Source organism: Ruegeria sp. YTSC230 (assembly GCF_059609665.1).
In genome coordinates this window covers 73,013-95,201 of the sequence record NZ_JBXWMC010000008.1, presented here as the reverse complement: position 1 = coordinate 95,201, position 22,189 = coordinate 73,013, and the positions used below count along the sequence as shown (strand labels likewise).

Here is a 22,189-nt window from a genome sequence, read left to right as displayed (position 1 = left end):
ATAGCACAGCGTTGCGCATCTCCGAAGGCAGCGGCCAAGCGTTTGTGAACCATCTGAAGTCTAGGCAAAGTTGGCCGGTCTATCTCTATCCAAATGAGTAGTTATGAGCTTGGGAAAGAACTTAGATTTTGTTCGAGAACCCAGGTAACTTTCATTAAAGTGGTACGGGGGGACTTATGGAACGCCGTCTAACTGCCATTATGGCTGCGGATTTTGTGGGATTCTCACGCTTGATCGAGCGTGATGAAGAGGGCACCATTACAGCGCTAAAGGGCTACCGAAAACTCATTGATGGCCTCATCTCAAACTACGGTGGTCGCGTGTTCGGCAGCGCGGGTGACAGCGTCATCGCTGAATTCACAAGTGCAACGGACGCGTCCCGCTGTGCATTGGAAATTCAAAGAGAGCTGAAGGTCCGGAACCTCGATCTGCCGGAAAAAGGGCGCATGAACCTTCGTATCGGAATACATCTCAGTGATGTCGTGGCAGATGGCGATAACCTGCTGGGAGACGGTGTCAACATTGCGGCTCGGTTGGAAGCAATCGCACCGCCCGGAGGCCTTTGTGTTTCCAAAGCAGTTGCCGATCAACTTTCGGGAAAGGTGGACGCGGAATTTGCGCATGCTGGCGCCCATGAATTGAAGAATATCGCCAATAAGGTCGAGGTTTGGACCTGGCCTCCGGAACTTGCGGTCAAACCCAAGCGCAGCGCAGCGATCCGATGGACTGCCGCGACGGCTGTTGTCGCCACAGCTACCGCGATTTCAGCTTTTTTTGTATTTGGAAGAGATGATCCGCGCGACCTTCCGTCAGGTGCGCGGATTGTCATTACACCTTTTGAAACAATCGGGGAAAACAAGGAAGACGAGTATTTCGCTGAAGGTTTGACGCGTGATCTTAACGCCTTGTTGGCGAAGTTCTCTAACCTGTTTGTTATAGCTCCCGAAGCTGGAGCCGACTTCAGCAGTAACAAAGATTGCGAAGCGATCAGGGATGCGTTAGGGGCCGATTACATACTTGGCGGCACGGCCCAACGGTCTGACTCGAAACTGCGGGTGACAACTACATTCATCAATGCAAGGACTTGCCGTCAACTCACACCGCCGGGCCCCTTTGATATGGACCTCAGTATCGCAAATGTCCTGGATATCCAGGTTGAGATTGCAAGAAAGGTCGCCTCGCAAATCGGTTCAAGCGATGCCCCGTTGTTCAACACTTCTGTACAGCAGGCTATCCGCGACAAGGCACCGGAAAACCTGGAAGCCTATGAATGTTATCTGTTGGGATTCTGGTTTTATCAAAGTTTCAGCATTGAAGCGCATCGCAAGGCTCGGGACTGTCTATTGCGAACCGTGAAGGAAGAACCTGGTTACTCTCTTGCTTGGTCGCGATTGGCCTTTAACTATCTCGAGTCTAAGAAACGATCATTCGACACCGATCCGGATTGGGCAAATAAGGCCCGAGACGCCGCCACACGTGCACTTGAGGAAGACCCGGACAATGCGGATGCGCACTACGCCCTGGCAATCCTCAGCAGAATGACGGGAGAAGACAAGGCGGTCTTCTTTGAACACGCAAAGAACGCCACGGAGCTTAGTCCCAATGATTCCTGGATCCTCGCGGATCTGGGTATCTTTCTTGCTTACTCCGGCGAGTTTGAAAAAGGTAAAGAGTGGATTTCCCGCGCAAAAGACCTCAACCCCAAACTTCATCCTGGCTACAATAACGCTTGGGTGCTGCACGCGATCTTGCGAGGCAATTATGATGAGGCACAAAAAGTCATCTTGAGCTGGGGTACGCCGAAATCCACCATGTCGATGGCAACCCTGACTGCAAGCTATGCTTTGGACGGCGAGCAACAAAAGGCGCAAGAGATGGCGCGACGCTTGCAAAACGAACACCCGGAGTTTCTTGACGATCCACGCTCACCGTATCGAGCGCGTGGAATGCCAACGGAGCTGATCGAAAAGATAATGGATGGGCTTCGCATTGCCGGTATTGAAGTTTCAGAGAACTAACGCCGCGATTGCTTGCAAACATCGCTTTCAGAATGGCGGGCGTAGAATGTTTGTAGCGGCTCTGGAACCAAGTTGCGTTTGCTACCTAACGCTGTTGCCGACACCGAATAAGGAGATTCGTAATTTCTAAGGACAGTTTTGCGGACGCAGAAATTGGAAGACACCTAGCGGACGCTGCACGTCGTTGCCGCATGGTTTTCTTCACTGGATTGCCGGCATCTGGAAAGTCATTCCTATTGCGCCAGCAAATATCCATTGCGATCTCCTTGGGACGTCGCGTGCATATCATGCGTTGGGATAAGGGGCTCGCGGCGTTTCAGACCGAAGACATACTAACAAAGTATCCAGATGTTTCGGATGGAACTCATCCGTTGATCCGAAGGGCCGCCGGATTGTGGGGCCGGAGAACCTTAGCGCGATGGCAGGTGGAGAATTCCGATCCCACAGACATGATTGTGGGCGAAGTCCCTATCATCGGAAACAGGTTTTCAGAGTTCATCCAGGCGCAGCCGGATCAGATTGAGCCTGCCTTAGCTTCCGAGGAAACCAAATTCATCTATCCGGTTCCCACAAAGGGCTTACGTGCCAATCTCGAAGCTATTCGAAGATCTACGTTTGCGAACCCCGGACATCCTGAAGAGGCCAGGGACGCGCCACCATCCACAATGGAACTGGCTTGGCGTTTGACGTGTGCCAAGGCCGCAGAATTGGGCTTGATCTCTGAAGCGGATATTCATTCTCCGTACGAGGAGATGATTTATGTGCGGTTTTTTGAGCACCTGCTGCAACTCCGACACGCCATCAGAATTGGGGTCGATACGATCTATTCAAATGCAGGGTCAGCCCATGATCTGGATGCGGACGCCTTAGAACTCAGTGCTAGCTCAGACGAAGTAAAGTACGCAATCGCAGAGGTAGAGAATACTTTTACAGCCGAAGAAGCCGCCCGAGAAGTTGAAAACTGGTATCGGGTGTAGTCTCGGACAAAGGTCTGTTCGGTTAGCATTTCGGACTTTGCAAATTTACGAGAACGGATCAAAGGAAATTGCCTTTCACCAAACGACGAACATGCGGAGGTGAGGTGAGGTGAGTGACCTTTGCCAGCAGGTGGCTCACTTCAATATCGTCAAACAAGGCGCCAGGTTGCACGAGAAGGTCTCGTGTTGGTACTTACTCAATGGCTACAACACAGGTGCGTGGCTGTCACTTCCAGCTTGCAGCTGAATTTGGCGTGATCTAATCGCCTTGTTCGGCCGATTGTCACCAAGTGTCGTCAGAACCTTCCTGGATACAGACTCATCATGTTCTGCACGTCAAGTTCACTCGAAAACGCAGCGGGACTACTCCAGATCACGTCATTAATATAGTCGCGTTCCGCGTGAAGATCGTTGGCTGTAGGCCGCGGCTTCCGGGTTTCGGGGCAGGCTCTTTTGGTCCAACCGAACAGTCCATCAAATACGGTCCAGATGCTGGGTGACATTGTATGGGAAGCCATCTCATGGTCCTTTTCGAGTTACTTGCGCTGTCGCAACAAGAGTAACTGTTCACCCGTTTTTCTGGTATCCGGCACAAAATTGTGCTGTTCTACAAAAATGAAGAACGGGTTCCGAAATTGGTCGGATATTCGTGTGTTCCTCTCTGTCTTCAGAGAAGGGTCGACGCTTGCGGCCTCCAGAAAGCTAAAGGTCTCCCAACCAACGGTTGCCCGACGCATTGATGTTCTCGAAAGAGAAACAGGCTTGACGCTTTTTGAGCGCGGTACGCACGGGTTCAAACCGACCCCAGAAGCCCTTCGCCTCGTTCCCCTCGCCGAAGCAATCGAGACTTCAGTCCTTGAATTTGCCGATTGCGCGAAAGAATTGACGTCGACACAACCCATCCGAATCACCGCTTACTCAGCAAACTTCTCTGCACGCATGATTGAAATCGTAAACGAGTTTTCCGCCGACAATCAGGATGTCGCATTCGAGTTTTTGTCCAGCGTTCGGGCGCTGGACCTGATGGCGGGCGAGGCCGACATTGCTTTGCGCCTTGCAAGAACTGAACCTGATCCTGACCTGATCTGTCGTAAGATCAGCACGGCCCGCTGGTCTTTGTTCGGCAGCAGAAATTACGCGGACAAATTTGGCTTACCGGGGTCAACGAATGATCTGGCCGGGCATCAGTTTGTTACCTTTCAGCGGGACGACGTACCAAATGTATTCCACGAATGGTTGACCAATCACGTGGAGCCGGACCAGATCGTCATGTCTTTCACTGAACTGGAGCTAATGCATGCGGCGATCAGGTCAGGGCAAGGCCTTGGAATCAGCAATGTCAAGCTGGTGGAAACAGACATGTCTTTTATCCGATGTTTCGACGAAATCCCCGAACTTGCGGTGCCGCACCTAATGCTCATTTCGCCGGAAGCCTATCGTCGGCCAGAGGTTAGAGCCTTCGTTAAGTTCTTCGCACCTCGTTATGCGGCAATCTACAAGTAGTTATTTAGGCAAAAAAGGATTGAGAACACGCGAACAAGCTAGTTTGCATGTACGCCACGACCGCAATTGCGAATAGAAGCTTTATGTGGCGAGCCCAAGGATACTCTTGAAGATGACAAAGGGAGGTCGAATTGATCGCCGCGCCCAAGTCGCTGCAAACCGCCTTAACTCCGACATGCCATCACGTGGTGCATGACCAGGTTAAGAACTTCAACATCGTTCTGGTTAAATGTCTGGTATCGGAATTTGACCGTTCCCCGGTCTGGCTTCGAACGTGATGGTGTAATTGCTTCAACCGTGACGCGCACGCTGATCGTGTCACCGGAATACACCGGAGCCAGCCACCGTACCTCGTCCATACCATGTCCACCCAGATTGGTGCCGGTAAGTACACCAGTGTCGCGGAACAACCTGAAAGTAAGCGCTATTGTTTGAAATCCACTGGCGATGAGACCGCCGAAAATCGACTCTGCGGCAGCCACTTTGTTAACGTGGAAGGGCTGCGGGTCATGAACCAGTGCGAAGTCAACAATCGCTCCCTCGGTCAGCGTAACGCCACCGGTTTCGAAAGTTTCGCCAACCGACAAATCGTCGATGTATTTTCCGCTGGCCATGGCAAAAGTATAGTTTGATGCACACTCAACCGTCAACGCGGAGTCACGCTCGGCAGCCACTAATGCCGCATTGTCTTTCGACCATGGCAAAGATCGTAATTGAGAACTGAGCCAGTGGTCGTTGACCTATGCCGCGGCGACAAAAAGGTGCGCTTCTTGCGGTACGTGCAATACGCCTTCATTGTCATATCTAGACAAAGCGTCTGCAACCTCTTCCACGACCTTGTTGGTGACGTCATCACCTGCATCCCTAAGATCAGTTTCGATTGGCAGCGCCATGATTTGCGCACGAAGGTCAATAAATCTTCGCTCTAGTACCAATGGCTCGTGACGAGCTATCTTGAAGCCTGCATCGACCAACAAGTTCGAAATGAGGTCCCCATCTCGAAACGAAAAAGGCGCTCTGGCCTTGACTGCGGCATCTGTTCCAACATGCTGTTCGAGAGCTTTTGCAAGTGCTCCATTGAAGGGCGACACAGCGCGCCAACATGTTAAAAACAGCTGACCGTCATTGCGCAAGATCCTATGAACTTCTTTCAACGCGGCGGATTTGTCGGGGAAGAACTGAAGCCCCTGTTGTATGAAGGCATAGTCAAACGTAGCATCTCCGAAAGGTAACTCGGTTACATCTGCTGCATACCACTCGAGCACATGACGACAATCCAGCTGATTGGACTGCGCGACCTCAATCATGGTTTCGTTCAGATCTACGCCAACAACCCGGCCTTCGCCCGTCAGTTTCCTTGCAATCTCTCGCGTCAAAGCCCCGGTGCCGCATGCAATGTCGATAACACAAGTGCCGCTTCGAAGCTGAACCTTCTGCATTGTTGCTTCAGCCAATGGGCCGAACATCGCAGGCACACTATGGTTGTTGTACTTCTGCGCAGCTTCTTTGGTCAGCCGGAAATTGTCCGTCATCAAAAATATCCTCCTAGCAACGCGTCAATAATTGGATCACCCAAAGTGACCCAAAATCGTAGTCTCACGAGGTTTCAACCGGAAGGTTCTCATCGGCGCTCCACTCAGCCCAGGAACCATCATAGAGGCGCGACTTGTCGAACCCCATGTGGCGAAGCGCAAGGAGACCGCAAGAGGCGGCAATACCGCGACCGCAATACGCGATAACCTCGTCGTCGGTTTGAATTCCCTTGTCCTGATAGTGCTGAAGGAGGCGGAGGCGATCCGCCAACCTGAATGAGCCTCGTTCCTTTAGTTTCGCTGCCCGCTCAGCAATGGGTGTGTGTGCCAAATCCGGATCGATGTTCGATATCGCCGGTATGTTAACTGCACCGGGGATATGTCCCGAGCGACCTCCCCATGTGTGAACACCGTCGCCTCGGAAGAGGTCGTTTGGCAGAAAGTCCACAACTCTGACCTCAAGCATACCTATCGCGTCCAGAACGTCAGTTTTGCTGGCAATCCAATTGCTCTGCACCTTGGGAGCGAAGTCGCCAGGCTCAACGGATGGATCGCCAGTTTCAGTGGGTCGACCTTCGAGTTTCCATTGCTGCAAGCCGCCGTCCAAGACCTGCACGTTTTTATGGCCATAGTGCGAAAGTGCCCACCAAAGACGCGCTGAAGCCAACGGAAGCCCGGAATCATCGTAGACCAAGACATGACTGTCTTTGGAAACACCCAACTCGCGCATCTTTTTCCCAAAATCCTCTGGCCCGAGCATCATATCGGGAACGTTCTGATTGCTGTCTGCAAGCTCTGTCGACATGCCAACATACACGGCGCCGGGAATGTGCTCGGCTTGGAACTCGCTCCTATCGTCATAGGCCAAGCCCTTGCCGTTTTCCTCCCTAAACTTCCAGCGAACATCAATGATGCGTAGTTTCGGGTCAGTCAGGTTATCTGCCAACCAAGCCGTATCAATAAGCGGGCGAGTTTGGGTTGTCATACCTACGTTCTCCTCTAACCGGACGCGGGTCGGGCCGTATGGAATAATCCCCAAAATTGCTTTCGGAGTCCAATTTTAGGAAATCGGGATTTGATGAAGCAACTATGGTTTGAACCGCATTTCGCTGATTTCATAAGGCTTCTGAAAGAAACGGATGCTGAAATAATGGCGCCTCGTAACGTCGATTTCCTTTGACTCGTTTATGGCTAGGCATGCTCATATAGCTCGCTGACGGACAGGTTTGGTACAGATAGTGGAAGGTTTGGATGCTTGAAGATCGATACGGAAGCCCGCTAACGACCATATCACAAGCTGCGCGAGACGCCTACGTTGAAGGCATCGACCGTTTTCTAGGCGCTTTTGATGATGTTGAAGACGCTTACCGTTCTGCAATGCGGGCAGATGATAGTTTTGCTATGCCTCATGTTGGGCTTGCACGCTACCTTGTTACTGTCGGGCGTGGACAAGATGCAAAGCGTGAAATAGCCGTTGCAAAGGAACTTTCGCATGGCGTCAGCCCGCGCGAAGCCGCCCAGATCGACATTATCAGCGATCTCATTGAGGGGCGTGCACCGCAGGCCTACAGGCGCATCCGAGATCACGTCGCAGACCATCCACGAGATATTTTGCTTGCACAGACATGTACCAGCGTATTTGGCTTAATAGGGTTTTCAGGTCAGGCTGGACGCGAGGCGGAGCAGCTTGCGTACACAACCATGTTAAAGCCACACTATGGCGACGACTGGTGGTTTCTCTGCCAGCATGCATTTGCCCAGATGGAGGCCGGACAGATTGGCCTGGCCGCTGAAAACATTGAGCGCGCGCTTGAATTGAAGCCAGACAGCGCACACAGTGCACATGTCAGGGCCCATCTCTACTATGAGAACGGGGAGACGGGCGCTGGCTACGTTTATCTGCGCGAGTTCTGGCAAGACTATCCCTTCACGGCGTATCTGCACTGCCATCTCAGTTGGCACGTTGCTCTGTGGGCGCTTGAAAGCGGCGATGTGGCGGGTATGTGGAAGCTGTTCGATGATTATGTTTCCCCCGACCGACCTCCTGCGCCACCACTGAACGTTCTGACTGATAGTGTGGCAATTGTTCACCGCGCCTTTTTGGCTGGTGAGCAAATTCCTCAGGAGCGTTGGCAACAACTCAGCGACTATGCTGTTCAGTTCTTTCCTTCACCTGGCTTGGCTTTTGCGGATGTTCACGCTGCTCTTGCGCATGCGATGGCTGGAAACAGAGAGCGTCTGGAAACAACCATTGACGGCGCAAAGGGCCCCGCAGGCCCCACCGTTGCTTCGGTCGCAGGCGCATTCCGTGCGTTGGCGGATGGAAACGCGGATGAAGCGATTGAGAAATTTGTAGGTGTCATGTCTGAGCACGAACGCCTAGGCGGCAGCCGGGCGCAACGCGACTTAATTGAGTTTTCATTGGCGCATGCGCTGGCAATTTCGGGACAATCGAATGAAGCTCGACGCATTCTCAACATGCATCGACCCCATACCTCTCATGACCATGCAGTTGCCACGCTAGAAGGATAGGGTGCCTGAATTTTTGACGCCCGCAATGAGCCCAAATTACACGTTTTCAACACCACTTAGAACGGAAGCTGTCGCACGACGCTACCAGGCCCCAAAAGTGTTAGTTGGCGGAAAAGACCAATCTGACTGCTGACATCAGCTTTCTCAAAAGCCCGTCTTAGGTGTGTGCGAGCGGTGTTTGTGGTCTTGTCGGTGGGCTACAGTGGAGGGATTGGACGGCGCGTCACTCACGCGGCCGACAAGTTGATCAGTCGCCAAGAAGAGTGCTTCGATCAAATGGGGCTCATATAAGACGGGTCTATGCCTTGGGTCGGCTTTGATGTCGCCAGTATCGAGAAACAGCCCATTGTGGTAACCTCCTACCTTTAATTAGGGGGTTATTGTGATGGAATACTATGATCTCGGTAGCTACAGCCGAAAGATCACAACCTCGTCGGACGAAGCCGAGCTTTGGTTTGATCGTGGTTTGGCTTGGACTTACGCGTACAACCACGAAGAAGCGATTGTATGCTTTCAGAATGCTGTGGCTGCGGATCCAAATTGCGCAATGGCGCACTGGGGCATCGCGTATTGTATTGGGCCGAACTACAACAAGCCCTGGGAAACATTCGAAGAAGACGAAAAGCCTGACTGTATCGCTTTGGCGAAAGCGTCAATCGAGGCTGCTGCGTCGTTAAAGGACCGGCTGACGCCTGTTGAACGCGCGCTAATCGATGCCATTCCAGCGCGTTATCCATCCTCATCGGATATTGAGGATTTCAGCCCGTGGAATGATGCCTTCGCTGATGCGATGCGAAAGGTTCACACCGAATTCGATCAGGACCTGGACGTGTCTGCGATTCTGGCCGAGTCGCTCATGAACCGGACACCTTGGCAGCTTTGGGATTTGCCGACCGGAAAGCCCGCCGAAGGGGCCGATACGCTCGAGGCAATATCCGTGCTTGAAAATGCGTTCGATACACTTTCCGGAGCATGGGAGCACGCAGGACTATTGCACATGTACATTCACCTGATGGAAATGTCGCCCCACCCCGAACGGGCACTGCGTCACGGCGATGTGCTCAGCACGCTGGTGCCTGAGGCCGGGCATTTGTTGCACATGCCGACCCATATCGACGTGTTGTGCGGAGACTACATGAACGTGGTACTGCGCAATCACAAAGCCATATTGGCAGATCGCAAGTTTCTGAAGCGCGAAGGCCCTGACAATTTCTACTCCGTCTATCGGTGCCACAACTATCACTTTAAAATATACGGTGCGATGTTCTTGGGGCAACCATCGGCAGCAATCGAAGCCGCCGATGAGCTGATCGACACCTTGCCGTCAGACACTCTTCGGCCTATGGCGGACTGGTTTGAAGGCTTCATTCCAATGAAGCAACATGTGCTGATCAGGTTTGGTCTCTGGCAAGATATTCTCGATCAGGATCTGCCAGAGGATGAAGAGCTTTACAGCGTGACCATTGCTATGATGCGGTATGCAAGGACGGTTGCCTTAGCCAACCTACACAGGGTCGCCGAAGCCGAGAGTGAAAAAGCTAAGTTCTATGATGCTCTGGCCAGAGTTCCTGAGACCCGAATGCTGTTCAACAACACATGCCGGGATATTCTGAAGGTCGCTGAGCAAATGATGCTGGGTGAGTTGGCCTATCACGCAGGAGAGCACGAAACGGCCTTTGACCACCTGCGAAAGTCAGTCGAGATCGACGACAACTTGCCATACGACGAGCCCTGGGGCTGGATGCAACCCACCCGTCATGCGCTGGGTGCTCTTCTTCTTGAGCAGGGCCAGATGGAGGAAGCCGAAGCTGTTTACCGTGCAGACCTTGGCCTGGATGCAACGCTTAGCCGGGCCTGTCAGCATCCGGGCAACGTCTGGAGCCTGCATGGCTTGCACGAATGTCTCACCCAGCGCGGTAAAACGGTCGAAGCCGCCCACATTAAGACACAACTGGACAAGGCCACTGCTCGCGCCGAGGTGCCGATCAAGGCATCGTGTTATTGCAGGCAGAAGGCTTTGGCCGCCCAGTAATCACTGATCAACAGCAATGGCCGGGGTATTTGCGAGGCCCGCTTCTGCCGTTGACCGGGACTTATTTAACTTCGTTGATGGCAACAGTCTGGACGACGACAAGACTGCCAAGCATCGCTTCGGTGCCGATTTGCGGTAAATCAGCCGCATGGTAGCATAGCGCAGGATTTGCAGTCGGGGGGCAATATGGTCTTAACATTCGCACAAATGGAAGCTCAGGAAATATCCAAAGCAAATCCGATTTCAGCAACTGACGCGCTGGCAGTACTGATCGAAGACCCCAACGCACTTGTAGTGGACGTGAGGGATAGCGCTGAAATGGCGGCTACAGGTATCAGCCCTAGAGCAATTCCGGCTCCTGGTCGCGCCGTCGCTTGGATGGCAGACCTTGAAAGTGAATACAGATCTCAAGAGTTACAGGATCGTGGAAGGCGAATTTTCACCACTTGTGGCGGAGCTCCGAGCTACCGAGGCGCGGCAGCGGCAAATGTATTAACAGCGATGGGTTTTCAAAACGTGCAGTTCATCGATGGAGGGATGGCGGCTCTGATCGCAGCTGGCTCCTCCACAAAGCAGCCTTAAAAAACGGCGAAACCAACGGTCTTGAGCAAACAGAGCAGGTGAGTAAATAGATACTTCTCAGCTTCCAGAGTTGTGTCTCGATACGACTTGCGACTGAGACTTAAGCCAGTTGACGAACACCTTAGCCTCGGGACGCTGAAATTCTGCTTGAGTCTGGATGTAGTAGACGCCGAAGAGTGGCTCAGAGAACAACTCAATCATCCGACCAGATGACAGATCGTCCTCAAAAAAAGCTCTGGCAGAATACGTGATACCGTCACCCCGGCGAACCGCAGTCATGATCAGGTTCCCCGGCATGTGATTTATGGTCAATGGCTCGGGAGGTACGACCCCATGATAGGTGAACCAGTCGGCCGCCTCGTTGGTGCCCAGTTCCTGCAACCAGGGAAGCTTCGTTAAAGAGGCCGGGTCACGCAGATCTTGGCCTTCCACCAGTGAAGGTGCTCCGATCACGACCATGTCGGAAACAAGGACAGTATCCTCTTCTTTTCTTGGCATGCGTCTATCGTGATACCGAATGGCGACGTCGATACCACCTGGCTTTATCTGAACCAGCTCCGAGGTTGGGTTCAGCATCAAAGTGATCTCTGGATGTTGTCGTTGAAACTCTGCCATTCTTGGCAATAGCCACTCTACTGCGAATGCGGGTGACATGGTCACTTGAACGGGACGGTGCGCTGCATGTTCCGCCAGTCGTTCGACACCCCTTCCGATAATTTCGAAGCCGATACCCAGTTCACGTGCAAGAATGATGCCTGGCTCTGTCAATTCAATGCTGCGCCCACGTCTGGCAACGAGAGCTACACCCAAATGCCTTTCCAACGATTTCACCTGCTGGCTGACAGCCGCTTGGGTTACGTTCAAGCGTTCAGCCGCGACGGTGTAACTCCCTGCTTCCGCAACCGCTGAGAAGGCGCGCAAAGCGTTCATCGGGGGAAGGTGCAACCAATCCATACTGTAGATTTTCTAATGTTTTGTTAGACTATTTGAGTCGCATGATATCGGTTTTCTTGACAATATTCATATCGAAATCTGTTTATAAGCTCCAAGAAAAGTAGGTATAGGATTCGTCACGGATGTCAGCCTAGCCGCATGCCGGGAGATCTTGATACGATGGGAAAAATTCAAGGTGGATGCTACTGTGGTGCGGTTCGATACCAGATCGCGACACCACCTGTCTGGTCGGGACATTGCCATTGTCGTTCATGCCAAATGGCCCTTGGCGGTGCCTTTGTAACTTGGGCTAAGGTAGCCGCCGAAGACTTCGCCGTTATCAAAGGCGAAATCCAACACATTGAGAAAACTCCGGGTATTCGCCGCGGATTTTGTCGGGACTGTGGAACGACGTTGACCTATGCCGTCCTAAATGAAGTTGAGGGCCAAGACTGGAGCGCTGACGCGTGGTTTTCTGCTGTGACGTTGGACGACCCATCGATTACTCAGCCAAAAGCCCATGTCTTCGTTTCACATCAGCAGCCATGGATAAAACTCGACGACGGGCTACCGACGTTTCTTGAGTTCTAACCAACTTTCCGAGCGCACGGAGGAGAAAGCGATGAACACTGCATACTCATATGCCTGCAAGGATTGCGAAGGCATGGAGGCCTGCCCAGGTAAAGTAGTTGCTGCGACCAAGGACGAAGTCTGGAAGCTTATGGAACTGCACGCGGTGGTCGCCCATGGAGAGGACCCCAGCTCGTGGGACGCCGACACTCGAGAATATCTGGAAAAACTGATAAAGCCCGCGTGATCAAATAAATTAGGCCTCAAATTCCTAGGGATAATCGGCCAAAATTTTCGGCTTGGTTTGTTTAACCGCGAAGGGCAGCTTTCCTCTGCAACTGGGAAATTGCTGGGCCCATTTGTGAGTATCCGGTTTGGGCTGCGGCCCACCGCCAAGGCACCTAGAAGCGCAAGGCCATCACGAACCCAAATCGGAAATGTGTGAGATCGGTTTCCATCACAAACCAACCTGCTACAGCGAAACCCTGCTCTTATTCAGGCAAACCGGCTAGTCGCAAAGACGCACAGTCTTTCTCCAGCCTTTTTCTGTCAGAGAAAAGTTGAGTTTTCGCCCAGTCCGATATGGAAAACTGAGGGCGGTATTTCATCACATTCCGTGCTTCATCGCGAGCGGCCTCAAGGTTTTCTGTCTCTACATGGACGATTACGAGGTCGAGGTGACCAAAGCCTTCAACCCTTTGACCATATTCGGTGAATGCTTTCTTGGCTTCCTCGTATTGACCGTCAAGTCGAAGGGCTAAACCCAGAACGCCTGCATACCAACCTGGATAGTGAGGGTTCAGGGTAATGGCTTGTTGTGCGACTTGGATCGCTTCATTTGCCTGGCCATTGAAAGCTAGGGTGATTGACAGTCTGGCAGCCACGTCAGCGTGGTTTGGATTTAGCGCTAGTGCCTCGTTGAACTTATCGATAGCCGAAACCAGCTTGCCATCGATTGCATCTGCAAAACCCGCAATAGCGTGAGCCTCTGGGTTGTAGCTGTCTATTTCCAGAGCCCACTGAGCGCAGTCACGAGCCTCCGCTAGCGCGGCACGCCGGTCAGCAACAAATCCATGTCGTGCTTCGACAGTGCAAATGAATCCCAAAGTACAATACGGAGCCGAGTAACCCGGGTCGAGTGCAATTGCCTGTTGTGCAAATCGGCGAGCGTCGGCCTGAGCTTCCCTAGCAATTCTGCGCGAAGCCTCCACGGCCTTTAGTTGAGCGGTCCACGCGCCTAGGTTTTTCGTGCCGGATCCTCTGAAACGAGCCATTTCTCCCGCCAAAAGTTCGACTTGTAACTCGGTTGCAATCCTAAGTGCGAGTTCATCCTGAACTTCGAATACATCTTCAATGAGGCGATCATAGCGGTCTGCCCAAATGTGCGTACCGGACTTTGCATCGATTAGCTGTGCTGTGATCCTCACCCGGTTCCCGCTTTGACGGACACTTCCCTCAAGAACAAGATCGACACCCTGCTCCAGACCGACCTGTTTCACGTCAACGGAGCGACCTTTGTAGACGAATGTAGAGTTACGCGCGACGACCAGTAAATTCGGGAGTTTTGATAAAGTGGTGATGATCTCTTCGGTAATTCCATCTGCAAAAAACTCCTGATCGGGGTCAGAAGAAAGATTATCGAAAGGTAAGACGCCGATTAGCAGAGACTTTGTATGGCTAGCCGGAGTTACTCGCGGTGGGGCAGAACCTGGCGGCGACCATTGGAAAACTTCTATTGGTGACGGCGCGTTCTTAAACTGTCGCTCTCCAGCGCGATAAAATTGCTCAGCGAGGCGCTCGTCAAGGCTGCGATGGACGACATCTGAAATTAACACAGCCCCTTCGTTGGAAGCCTCTTGTAGACGTGCGGATAGATTGATGCCATCGCCGAAAATGTCATCTTCGTCGAATACGACATCTCCAAGATGCACACCCACTCGTAGTTTCAATGAGGACTGAGTTAACACCTGGCTTTGAAGATCAAGGGCGCATCGTACTGCATCAGATACCGAGTTAAACTCGACTATCCATCCATCACCCATCCTCTTAACGACATTACCGCGATGATCGCTAACCAAAGGATCAAATAACTCTCGACGTAGAACACGAAGTTCGCCGAGAGTCCTATTTTCATCTGCCTTAATCTGGCCTGAGTAGTTTACTACATCGGCCGAGAGTACTGCGGAAAGTCTGCGGTCTCCATTCATGTCTATTGGTAGCGCAAATTACGCTGCTTGGAAAAGACAACATGATTTCCTGAACGTCGCGCATGTCCTATTGGATGGCTTGGTGCAAAACTGAAAAGCGTGACTGTGATTGTCTGCTTCGGGCTGCCATCGGCCCATCCGCACACCGCAGAGAATGATTAATTCGAGCCCAGTGCGGACGCAAAGTTAGATGGGCAGACGGGCGTGGATCTCAATCGGGGCTATCAATCCGCCTTCTATGTTTCGCACCATGTTTTGGACCTTTAGCGCTGTGTCGTCGCCCATGATCAGATGCAGGCCAAGATGTGGAGGACCATCCGCACGGCTTTGCGCAGCCGCCAAATCTTCAAAGAATTGTTTGGCAAACACGGTGCGGTCGATCCTATCGGTCAATTCGAAACCAACGGACTTCAAAGCCGCCTCATATGTCTCTGGTGGTGCAAGCGCACTCTGATCCGAAGTCGAAGCCCAAGGCGCTGGATAATCCATATTGCCCTCGCCGACTTGCATCACATCGTAAATCGCAAAAATACCCCCTGGTTTAAGCACACGCATTGCCTCCCGCGCGATGCCAACTTTGTCCGCAATGTTCATGCCGACGTGGATCATGTAAGCAGCGTCCATCGAGTCAGATTCTAACGGCAGATTAAGTACGCTTCCTTCGATGAGTTGAACCCGATCCGACATGCCCGTCCATTCTGTAAGGGCGCGTCCTGTTTCCACAAACTCGGCGGTTAAATCGATGCCGGTCACATGAGCCCCAGTGGCCGCTGCTACATAGCGGGCAGGACCACCGAGGCCACATCCAAAATCGACAACCCGACTTTGGGGCGAAAGGTCTAAAGCCTTCACAAAAGGTTCGGTCGCAAGGCGTCCGCCAATGTGAAACTCGTCAACCGGCGCCAAAGCGTCGCGAGAAATCGGTGGGGTCAAGTCCAGTGCTGCGCAACCATCAGAAATTCGCTTTAGCAAGTGACCAGAGTGGTAGTGGTGCGCGACTTCATTGGGATCGGTCATGTTGAAGCCTCCCTAACTTATGCCTCTATGGTAGACACGGTGATCTTGAATGTCAGCTCCGTCCGCTTATCCGGATTTGAAAAGTCCAGTTGCGAATGTCTGTCTAGGGCTGACTATCTACGCCAGGCATCGTCCGCCAAAATCATCGCTCATCTCCTTCCTTCGAGGCCTTCGCTGCTTGGTAGCAGGTCCACAACCGCTCCACCTCATCGAGCGGATCGTCACTGGACCGCTTGTGTGAATTCAGCTGCTGTTTCATCGCTCGACGAGATGCATCATCCTGTATGATCTGGTCCGCACGGAGCACATCGACTTTTTGAACGTATTCAACATCTGCTTTTGCCAGCAAGCGCTCCAGTAGTCCTGACGTTGAAGAAGAATCTGAATAGATCCAACCCGCCGGGCATTGGTCGATGATGCCCAAAACCTGGCTTGCAACATCCACGGCAGGTGGAGCCGTCGAAAGGTTGATTGGAGATGCGTCCAAAACCTGATGTGACCAGTTCAGGGGTCGCGACCCGTTATGACAGGTGCTTTATCATCTTTATGTCCGCCATCGCCCTCGCGACAAAGTTTTTGTTTCGGTCATAAATCGAAACTTTGGGTAATCGCCGTCGAACAGATAAAGCTCGATCCAAAAGTTCTGGGCCATTAGGCTAGGCGCGTAAAACAACCGCTAGCGCTGCGCGGGCTTACTCTGGCGCCGAACCAACGGTTAAAATTTTCCCATTGCTCCAAACTAGCGCCTCGTAACAAACCTCGGCTCCTGCGCCTCCGCACCAACCACCGTCTCGTCCAATAAGCAGTATACGGTCAGGCCCCCAGTCAAAAAGACGCCAACCCGTTACCTGCCACGACATGATCTCACCGTCGACGATAAGATTGAGCATGCACCCCCCTGTTCCGCAGTACATAGAGGCAGCAGAAGAACAGGAATACTGGCTTTCATCTACGAGTTCAGCCTTAACCGTGCCAAACTGGGAGCGCAGCTCGATCTCGGTCACAGCGTCACCCTGATCAAACTCTCCATTCTCGAAGTCTTTGCAATCAGCAGCTGCGCTTTCGATGATCCGTTGTGCTTCCTGAGAGGAGGCCAAAACTGTTGTGGCGCAAAGCATCACGGCGACCATTGATGCCAGAAGCGTTGCAAATACAAATTTCACCCTTTTCATGCTGTCCTCTTCGTTTGAATTCAGTGATATCCCGCCAAAATAGCATCGTAAGAGGTGGTTCCGCCGAAGTTTTCCATCACCCATTCCGGATCGTAGTAGGTGTCGAGATAACGATTTCCGTCGTCACAAAGAATAGTGACAATGGAGCCAGATCGTCCGGCAGCCTCCATCTCTTGCGCAATTTGCAAAGCCCCCCAAAGGTTTGTGCCTGTTGATGGGCCTGCCCGCCGCCTGATCCGATCTTCAAGCCAGAGCATAGTCGCAATGCTTGCCGCATCGGGCACTTGGATCATACGGTCGATTACATCTGCCAAAAATGACTTCTCCACCCTGGGACGTCCGATACCTTCAATACGACTTGAACAGGGGCGGGTCAGGGTCCTGTCTCCAGTTCGAAAGCTTTCAAAAAACACTGAGTTTTCGGGGTCCACAACAACCAACTCACTTTTAAAGCCCTTGTAGCGAATGTACCGCCCCAGCGTTGCTGAAGTTCCGCCAGTTCCCGCGCTCATCACAATTACCGATGGAATTGGATGTGGCTCTCGTTCCATCTGGCGAAAAAGGCTTTCTGCAATGTTGTTGTTTCCTCTCCAATCCGTCGCCCGCTCGGCGTACGTAAACTGATCCATGAAGTAGCCACCGACTTCAGCTGCCAGTTCAACCGAGGCCTGGTGCATGTCCGGCGCCGCATCGACGAAGTGGATTTCCCCACCTTGGAACCGGATTAGGTCGATTTTGCTCTTGGCGGTAGATTTTGGGAGAACCGCGGTAAAAGGCACTCCGATCATACGGGCGAAGTAAGCTTCTGAAACGGCAGTGCTGCCAGACGAGGCTTCGATTACACGTGTCTCTTCCCATATTTTCCCGTTTACAAGCGCATAAAGGAAAAGCGAGCGTGCCAGCCTGTGCTTGAGGCTGCCAGTGGGATGTGTACTTTCATCCTTGAGATAGATGTCTACGCCCTTCAGCCCCCGGACGGGAAGCTTGAAAAGGTGCGTATCGGCAGAGCGGTGAGCATCTGCATTGATCTTGGCAATCGACGCCGAAATCCAACAGTCCATACTTCTACTCAATCGCCTTGCTTAGCACCCGTCAAGCTTGGGAAAATCGTCTTTGGATTCATGGGGATGCAAGCATGCGCCACCAATTGATCAAACTGTCCATCTAATGGGCAGGAATGCCTATCGTGCCAGAACGTGTTTCAATGAACAGCCAATGATTAAGAGGGAAAAATGTTAAGGTACTATAGGCGACGACTTGAACCCCAAGGAGAACCAGGCCGAATACCTGGATGAGTTCACGCATTCGATCTTCATAAACAAGCATGAGAATTGACACGATCTGGCCGATGCAAATTGCAGCAACAAATATTCCAATATCAAAAACCAAAAAGTTGCGCTCAAGTATCGCTGTGTACACTGTCACAATCAAAATAGCAGTAATTGCAAGGCTAAATCCCTTAGCGCTAAATACGTCCCTTCTTGTAAGTCGGGGTGGAAGCGGCATTAGGCAGGCCCAAAACAATCCTGGCCAAAAAGCCAGCTTTAAGTGTTCCCAAAATGACTCGTTGACAGCTGCCACAAGCGCCATTGGCGTCCAACTTCCAAGCAAAACAAATGCAAAGTGCAGCCCGGACCCAAGTAGGATCATTAGGATCGCCCCTATCGCTTCGAGCCAAACTATTCGGGACGAAGCTTTCAGCATGTTTGGATCTCCCAATCCTGATTGTTGAATACTCTGCTTAGATTCTCAAAAGTGAAATGCCCGCAGACATAGAAGGTCTAGAAATAACTTTCACCCCCCCTTGGTGAGCGGCAATGTCCAAGTTCTTGTAAGAGTCTGTAAAGTTGACCCTTCCTGATTTTTAACCCCAGTTGCTGTCATTGCCATGTTCTAAATTGGACCGTAGGCTGAATAAAAAACGGGGTAGAGCATGCACGCTACAAGGTGGGTTATTTTATCGGCTGGATCTATCGCTCTAGCCACAGCGTCGTGTACAGATTTGTATCCTGACGCCGATGTCATGCCCACTCGCGCTGATGGGGCAGCCTTTTTCTCAGAAAACTGTACTTCTTGTCATGGTGTGGATGGTAGAGGCGGTGGCCCGGCAAGCAGCGGTCTTTCCGTTGAGCCAACAGATTTGACAACATTGAGCGCGAAGAACGCAGGCACTTTCCCTCAAGCACGGGTCCTAAGCTACATCTATGGCGACCCGGGAAACAGCCATCTTGCTCGGGTTATGCCGGAATTTGGCGGGGAAATGGCGGAAGACCTAGTTCCGGTTGAAATCGAGGGTGTTTTGACGCCCACCCCGCGCGAGTTAGCAGGGTTATTGTTTTTCTTAGAAAGCATCCAACAGTAGATTAGTGTTTTTGGCGCTAGGTCAGCAATTGATCGTTTGCCGGTGTTCTGGACCTGCACCTTTTTTTGACCCGGTGACAATTCCAGGCCTAGCATTGTGAAGCGCCGTGCTCTGCTAGGCGTAAGCAGTCATTCAAAATCATTTGGCCGAATTGGCGTGTCGAGTCCAATTCTGGCAGACTGCGAAGTGACATATGATTTATGTCAAAGAGCCGAGCGCTTTCACATGCTAAATTTCGAATGTTAAATGGTGAAGCTGTTCTGAGCTCGTTGCTGCCTGTCCCCATCAATCGGTTTTGGGCCATAGGATAGCAAGTGTTATATGGTAAAGGACCGACGTTGACCGGGGGAAGATGTCGGTCCATTTCTGTTGTAATAAACTCTCGTTTGGCAAAGGACCTCCAACTTATGAGGTACTTTATGATCGTTGCAAGCATAGTAATTTCTTCGGTTCCAACGATATCTGCGGCCGACGAGCTTTTGGACTTTGGGAAAGACCTTTTTTTCGAGCATTGCACCAGGTGTCACGGAGTCGATGCGACAGGAAATGGGCCTGACGCCACTGATTTGAAAACAGTGCCTGCTGATTTAACAAAGATTTCCGAACGCAGAGGGGGTGTGTGGCCCATGTTGGAGGTCATGTCGATCTTAGACGGTTACTTGAAAGTACAAGAACCTCGCGATGACATGCCGATAATCACCGAATTGAATGACGGCCCTGCTGTCGAATTCGATACGGGCAACGGTTTGGTTACGCAAATTCCTTCCAGACTTATCGAAATTGCTGAGTATTTGGAGAGTATTCAGTCTCCGAAGCCGGAACGATATGTTCCGTGAAGTTCTGCTCCGCATTTGTGTACGCTAAAGAGTGCTGCGTTGGGCGGTTTCCGTAGTTGCCAAGAAGCAACGAATATGAGGATCGCGTTGTGGACGATGCCGTCGCGGTCTGGCCTAGCTTGCTTCAATATCAGGACTCGCGCTTCACAGCGGTCTAATCCAAGACTTCTTGCAACACTTCACCGCTCGCACCATTGGGACGCGCCGTGCTCAATAATGCAGACAGTGTGGATGCGAGTGCAGTCGTGCAAACACGGCGTGCGACCCGTTGCGGTTTTAAGTTCGGTCCAGCAAAGATAATCGGCACATGTGTGTCACCGCGCCACGGTGACCCGTGGGTGGATGTGACGGACAGACCATCGAAGTCTGCGATGAACCAGCCGGGTTTGAAGACTACGTATATGTTCCCGGATCGGGTCGGATGATAGTTGTTGCGGATCAAGCGCATGATGTCGGTATCGGGCAGGAGGTTTGCTTCGATAGCCGTACTGGGGACGGCGAATGCCACATCGGGAAAGGATAGAAGCTCTTCTGCAACAGCTGACTCCAGCGTGGGTAAATCAATATCACGGCGAGCCAATACTTCGGGGGCGATATTGAGATAGGGGTGATTATAACCCTCAAGCAATTTCCCGGTGATCCCAAACCGCTCCTTAAGCCTGGCTATCTGTTCCGTCGGGTCCCATGTGTCCGGAGCAACAAGGCCAGTTTGGATGCCAACACTCTCCAAATAGCCCGGCGCATCGGTGGTGCCGTGGTCCGCCGATAGAACGATCAAAACGTTTTCCAGCCCAATCCGTTCGTCGATAAACGCGAAGAGATTCATGAGAGTCTGATCGAGGCGGTATATCGTGTCCTCGGCTTCAAGACTGGAGGGGCCAAACACATGGTTGACGTAATCCACGGACGAGAAGCTAATCGCCAGATAATCCGTTACCGCGTCTTGCCCGATATCCTCGGCATCAATCAATCGTTTGGCAAATTGCGCCGTCAGATCGTCGCCAGCGGGACTAAGCGTTAAAAAGGTCGTAAAGTAGGGATTTTCTAGCGGGTCAAACCCATTTTGCATCGAAGAATAGCGATGAGGAAAGGTTATGCCGAACCCGGCGACATCCGTCTCCCATGGCTGGTTGTCACGGTCGCCAAAGAGATAGGCTTCCTTTGGGTGCATCAATTCCCAAGAGGTTCCTTCAAAGGAGGCACTCGGCGATGCGTCATTCCAGACAGAAACCCAATCAGGGTATTTGTCGTAATAATACGAGCTTGTGACGAAACGATTTGCGGCTTTCGAGAACCAGAAGGCTTTGCCGCTTTGTCCCGCCATTGTAATAGCCCCACGGTCTTTGATTGAAACTCCAAAGACCTTGGCCGCTCCAGCAGTGGAAGCGTTTAATTCGTCCGAAAGCGTCGTAACAAGCATAGCGCGTGGTGACCGCCCATCTGTGCCAGCTGCCGCCTGTGTTGGGTCAATTTCAATATCGTCATTGACGCCAGCGCCATCTCCAAGAAGCGGAGCGGTGCTGTCTTCAACGTTGTAAACAACGCGGTCCAAGGTTCTGTCGAACCATATGTTTCCGATCATCCCGTGCACTGCCGGTGTTGCCCCGGTCGCCAATGTGGCGTGCCCGACAACAGTCTCTGTATTGGCATGGCAATGATGGGCGTCCACATAGTGTACACCGTTTTCAAGTAAATTCTTAAGGCCACCCTCCCCAAGATTCTCAAAGTAACGTGTCGGCAGATCGCCCCGCAACGCGTCAACGGTCAGCTGCAAAACAAGACGAGGAGGTTCTTGCGCATACGCAGGAGCGATTGCAGCCAACCACAAAGAAAAACAAGCTCTCAGTGATTTGGTCATAATGCTTCCTTTCGCTGTATTGCGCAGCAGGTCTGTCGCGACCGCAATTGCGTGCTAG

At 52.1% G+C, this 22,189-nt stretch carries 21 protein-coding genes; 10 read left to right on the top strand and 11 right to left on the bottom strand.

What is annotated here, in order from left to right; translation table 11 throughout:
- Window positions 1-176: 176 nt before the first annotated feature.
- The 3 genes from AC2FD9_RS16535 (at window position 177) to AC2FD9_RS16525 (ending at window position 4,498) form a co-directional block, all read left to right on the top strand.
- On the top strand, window positions 177-2,018 hold the full coding sequence (locus AC2FD9_RS16535) for an adenylate/guanylate cyclase domain-containing protein (RefSeq protein WP_496837923.1): 1,842 nt from the start codon (window positions 177-179) through the stop codon (window positions 2,016-2,018).
- Between the two features lie 191 nt (window positions 2,019-2,209).
- Window positions 2,210-2,995 (top strand): hypothetical protein, encoded by a 786-nt coding sequence (locus tag AC2FD9_RS16530; RefSeq protein WP_299637035.1) that lies wholly within the window; start codon window positions 2,210-2,212, stop codon window positions 2,993-2,995.
- Window positions 2,996-3,484: 489 nt separating this feature from the next.
- Window positions 3,485-4,498 carry a LysR family transcriptional regulator gene (locus AC2FD9_RS16525; RefSeq protein ID WP_299902368.1) on the top strand — a complete coding sequence of 338 codons (1,014 nt, stop codon included), beginning with the start codon at window positions 3,485-3,487 and terminating at the stop codon, window positions 4,496-4,498.
- A 164-nt stretch (window positions 4,499-4,662) separates the two neighbouring features.
- Here AC2FD9_RS16525 and AC2FD9_RS16520 read toward each other — a convergent pair whose 3' ends face one another.
- From AC2FD9_RS16520 to AC2FD9_RS16510, 3 genes are all read right to left on the bottom strand, one after another.
- The gene (locus tag AC2FD9_RS16520; protein WP_353390967.1) at window positions 4,663-5,172 is read right to left on the bottom strand and encodes a MaoC family dehydratase; all 510 of its coding nucleotides are present in this window, start codon (window positions 5,170-5,172) and stop codon (window positions 4,663-4,665) included.
- Between the two features lie 66 nt (window positions 5,173-5,238).
- A complete protein-coding gene (locus tag AC2FD9_RS16515; protein ID WP_299641593.1) occupies window positions 5,239-6,030 on the bottom strand; it encodes a class I SAM-dependent methyltransferase in 792 nt (263 codons plus the stop codon).
- A gap of 64 nt (window positions 6,031-6,094) precedes the next feature.
- Window positions 6,095-7,015, bottom strand: a complete 921-nt coding sequence (locus AC2FD9_RS16510; protein WP_496699541.1) for a sulfurtransferase — start codon at window positions 7,013-7,015, stop codon at window positions 6,095-6,097.
- A gap of 266 nt (window positions 7,016-7,281) precedes the next feature.
- On the opposite strand from AC2FD9_RS16510, the gene AC2FD9_RS16505 reads away from it, so the two are divergent.
- The 3 genes from AC2FD9_RS16505 (at window position 7,282) to AC2FD9_RS16495 (ending at window position 11,176) form a co-directional block, all read left to right on the top strand.
- Complete coding sequence (locus AC2FD9_RS16505; RefSeq protein ID WP_496837920.1) at window positions 7,282-8,562, top strand: tetratricopeptide repeat protein; 1,281 nt, start codon at window positions 7,282-7,284, stop codon at window positions 8,560-8,562.
- 385 nt (window positions 8,563-8,947) lie between these two features.
- A complete protein-coding gene (locus AC2FD9_RS16500) occupies window positions 8,948-10,594 on the top strand; it encodes a hypothetical protein (RefSeq protein WP_299641601.1) in 1,647 nt (548 codons plus the stop codon).
- Window positions 10,595-10,780: 186 nt separating this feature from the next.
- Window positions 10,781-11,176: a rhodanese-like domain-containing protein gene (locus AC2FD9_RS16495; protein WP_170594474.1), complete on the top strand. Its 396-nt coding sequence runs from the start codon at window positions 10,781-10,783 to the stop codon at window positions 11,174-11,176.
- A 57-nt stretch (window positions 11,177-11,233) separates the two neighbouring features.
- Here AC2FD9_RS16495 and AC2FD9_RS16490 read toward each other — a convergent pair whose 3' ends face one another.
- Window positions 11,234-12,106, bottom strand: coding sequence for a LysR family transcriptional regulator (locus AC2FD9_RS16490; protein ID WP_282170807.1), 873 nt, complete (start codon window positions 12,104-12,106; stop codon window positions 11,234-11,236).
- A gap of 162 nt (window positions 12,107-12,268) precedes the next feature.
- Between AC2FD9_RS16490 and AC2FD9_RS16485 the strand changes: the two genes are divergently transcribed.
- Together AC2FD9_RS16485 and AC2FD9_RS16480 are read left to right on the top strand one after the other, a co-directional pair.
- Window positions 12,269-12,700, top strand: a complete 432-nt coding sequence (locus tag AC2FD9_RS16485; protein WP_496837918.1) for a GFA family protein — start codon at window positions 12,269-12,271, stop codon at window positions 12,698-12,700.
- Between the two features lie 31 nt (window positions 12,701-12,731).
- On the top strand, window positions 12,732-12,926 hold the full coding sequence (locus AC2FD9_RS16480) for a DUF1059 domain-containing protein (protein WP_299641609.1): 195 nt from the start codon (window positions 12,732-12,734) through the stop codon (window positions 12,924-12,926).
- A 244-nt stretch (window positions 12,927-13,170) separates the two neighbouring features.
- On the opposite strand, the gene AC2FD9_RS16475 is transcribed toward AC2FD9_RS16480, so the two are convergent.
- From AC2FD9_RS16475 to AC2FD9_RS16450, 6 genes are all read right to left on the bottom strand, one after another.
- Entirely contained in the window at window positions 13,171-14,886 is a 1,716-nt protein-coding gene (locus AC2FD9_RS16475; RefSeq protein ID WP_496837916.1) for an adenylate/guanylate cyclase domain-containing protein, read from the bottom strand.
- 186 nt (window positions 14,887-15,072) lie between these two features.
- Window positions 15,073-15,903, bottom strand: a complete 831-nt coding sequence (locus AC2FD9_RS16470; protein ID WP_299641613.1) for a class I SAM-dependent methyltransferase — start codon at window positions 15,901-15,903, stop codon at window positions 15,073-15,075.
- A 142-nt stretch (window positions 15,904-16,045) separates the two neighbouring features.
- Window positions 16,046-16,327 carry a hypothetical protein gene (locus AC2FD9_RS16465; protein WP_496837914.1) on the bottom strand — a complete coding sequence of 94 codons (282 nt, stop codon included), beginning with the start codon at window positions 16,325-16,327 and terminating at the stop codon, window positions 16,046-16,048.
- Between the two features lie 268 nt (window positions 16,328-16,595).
- Window positions 16,596-17,075 (bottom strand): hypothetical protein, encoded by a 480-nt coding sequence (locus AC2FD9_RS16460; protein ID WP_299641617.1) that lies wholly within the window; start codon window positions 17,073-17,075, stop codon window positions 16,596-16,598.
- Window positions 17,076-17,095: 20 nt separating this feature from the next.
- Entirely contained in the window at window positions 17,096-18,136 is a 1,041-nt protein-coding gene (locus AC2FD9_RS16455; protein ID WP_496837912.1) for a PLP-dependent cysteine synthase family protein, read from the bottom strand.
- Between the two features lie 103 nt (window positions 18,137-18,239).
- Entirely contained in the window at window positions 18,240-18,779 is a 540-nt protein-coding gene (locus AC2FD9_RS16450; protein ID WP_496837911.1) for a DUF6512 family protein, read from the bottom strand.
- A 229-nt stretch (window positions 18,780-19,008) separates the two neighbouring features.
- Between AC2FD9_RS16450 and AC2FD9_RS16445 the strand changes: the two genes are divergently transcribed.
- Complete coding sequence (locus tag AC2FD9_RS16445; RefSeq protein ID WP_496837909.1) at window positions 19,009-19,437, top strand: c-type cytochrome; 429 nt, start codon at window positions 19,009-19,011, stop codon at window positions 19,435-19,437.
- A gap of 419 nt (window positions 19,438-19,856) precedes the next feature.
- The gene (locus AC2FD9_RS16440; RefSeq protein WP_496837907.1) at window positions 19,857-20,273 is read left to right on the top strand and encodes a cytochrome c; all 417 of its coding nucleotides are present in this window, start codon (window positions 19,857-19,859) and stop codon (window positions 20,271-20,273) included.
- A 154-nt stretch (window positions 20,274-20,427) separates the two neighbouring features.
- On the opposite strand, the gene AC2FD9_RS16435 is transcribed toward AC2FD9_RS16440, so the two are convergent.
- Window positions 20,428-22,131, bottom strand: a complete 1,704-nt coding sequence (locus AC2FD9_RS16435; protein WP_496837905.1) for an alkaline phosphatase family protein — start codon at window positions 22,129-22,131, stop codon at window positions 20,428-20,430.
- Between the last annotated feature and the right edge of the window lie 58 nt (window positions 22,132-22,189).

What these genes read in the sequence shown, in the direction of transcription:
- AC2FD9_RS16535 (WP_496837923.1), top strand. Translation starts at nt 177, where the DNA reads ATGGAACGCCGTCTAACTGCCATTATGGCTGCGGATTTTGTGGGATTC.
- AC2FD9_RS16530 (WP_299637035.1), top strand. Translation starts at nt 2,210, where the DNA reads ATGGTTTTCTTCACTGGATTGCCGGCATCTGGAAAGTCATTCCTATTG.
- AC2FD9_RS16525 (WP_299902368.1), top strand. Translation starts at nt 3,485, where the DNA reads ATGCTGGGTGACATTGTATGGGAAGCCATCTCATGGTCCTTTTCGAGT.
- AC2FD9_RS16515 (WP_299641593.1), bottom strand. Translation starts at nt 6,030, where the DNA reads ATGACGGACAATTTCCGGCTGACCAAAGAAGCTGCGCAGAAGTACAAC.
- AC2FD9_RS16510 (WP_496699541.1), bottom strand. Translation starts at nt 7,015, where the DNA reads ATGACAACCCAAACTCGCCCGCTTATTGATACGGCTTGGTTGGCAGAT.
- AC2FD9_RS16505 (WP_496837920.1), top strand. Translation starts at nt 7,282, where the DNA reads ATGCTTGAAGATCGATACGGAAGCCCGCTAACGACCATATCACAAGCT.
- AC2FD9_RS16500 (WP_299641601.1), top strand. Translation starts at nt 8,948, where the DNA reads ATGGAATACTATGATCTCGGTAGCTACAGCCGAAAGATCACAACCTCG.
- AC2FD9_RS16495 (WP_170594474.1), top strand. Translation starts at nt 10,781, where the DNA reads ATGGTCTTAACATTCGCACAAATGGAAGCTCAGGAAATATCCAAAGCA.
- AC2FD9_RS16490 (WP_282170807.1), bottom strand. Translation starts at nt 12,106, where the DNA reads ATGAACGCTTTGCGCGCCTTCTCAGCGGTTGCGGAAGCAGGGAGTTAC.
- AC2FD9_RS16485 (WP_496837918.1), top strand. Translation starts at nt 12,269, where the DNA reads ATGCCGGGAGATCTTGATACGATGGGAAAAATTCAAGGTGGATGCTAC.
- AC2FD9_RS16480 (WP_299641609.1), top strand. Translation starts at nt 12,732, where the DNA reads ATGAACACTGCATACTCATATGCCTGCAAGGATTGCGAAGGCATGGAG.
- AC2FD9_RS16475 (WP_496837916.1), bottom strand. Translation starts at nt 14,886, where the DNA reads ATGAATGGAGACCGCAGACTTTCCGCAGTACTCTCGGCCGATGTAGTA.
- AC2FD9_RS16470 (WP_299641613.1), bottom strand. Translation starts at nt 15,903, where the DNA reads ATGACCGATCCCAATGAAGTCGCGCACCACTACCACTCTGGTCACTTG.
- AC2FD9_RS16460 (WP_299641617.1), bottom strand. Translation starts at nt 17,075, where the DNA reads ATGAAAAGGGTGAAATTTGTATTTGCAACGCTTCTGGCATCAATGGTC.
- AC2FD9_RS16455 (WP_496837912.1), bottom strand. Translation starts at nt 18,136, where the DNA reads ATGGACTGTTGGATTTCGGCGTCGATTGCCAAGATCAATGCAGATGCT.
- AC2FD9_RS16450 (WP_496837911.1), bottom strand. Translation starts at nt 18,779, where the DNA reads ATGCTGAAAGCTTCGTCCCGAATAGTTTGGCTCGAAGCGATAGGGGCG.
- AC2FD9_RS16445 (WP_496837909.1), top strand. Translation starts at nt 19,009, where the DNA reads ATGCACGCTACAAGGTGGGTTATTTTATCGGCTGGATCTATCGCTCTA.
- AC2FD9_RS16440 (WP_496837907.1), top strand. Translation starts at nt 19,857, where the DNA reads ATGATCGTTGCAAGCATAGTAATTTCTTCGGTTCCAACGATATCTGCG.
- AC2FD9_RS16435 (WP_496837905.1), bottom strand. Translation starts at nt 22,131, where the DNA reads ATGACCAAATCACTGAGAGCTTGTTTTTCTTTGTGGTTGGCTGCAATC.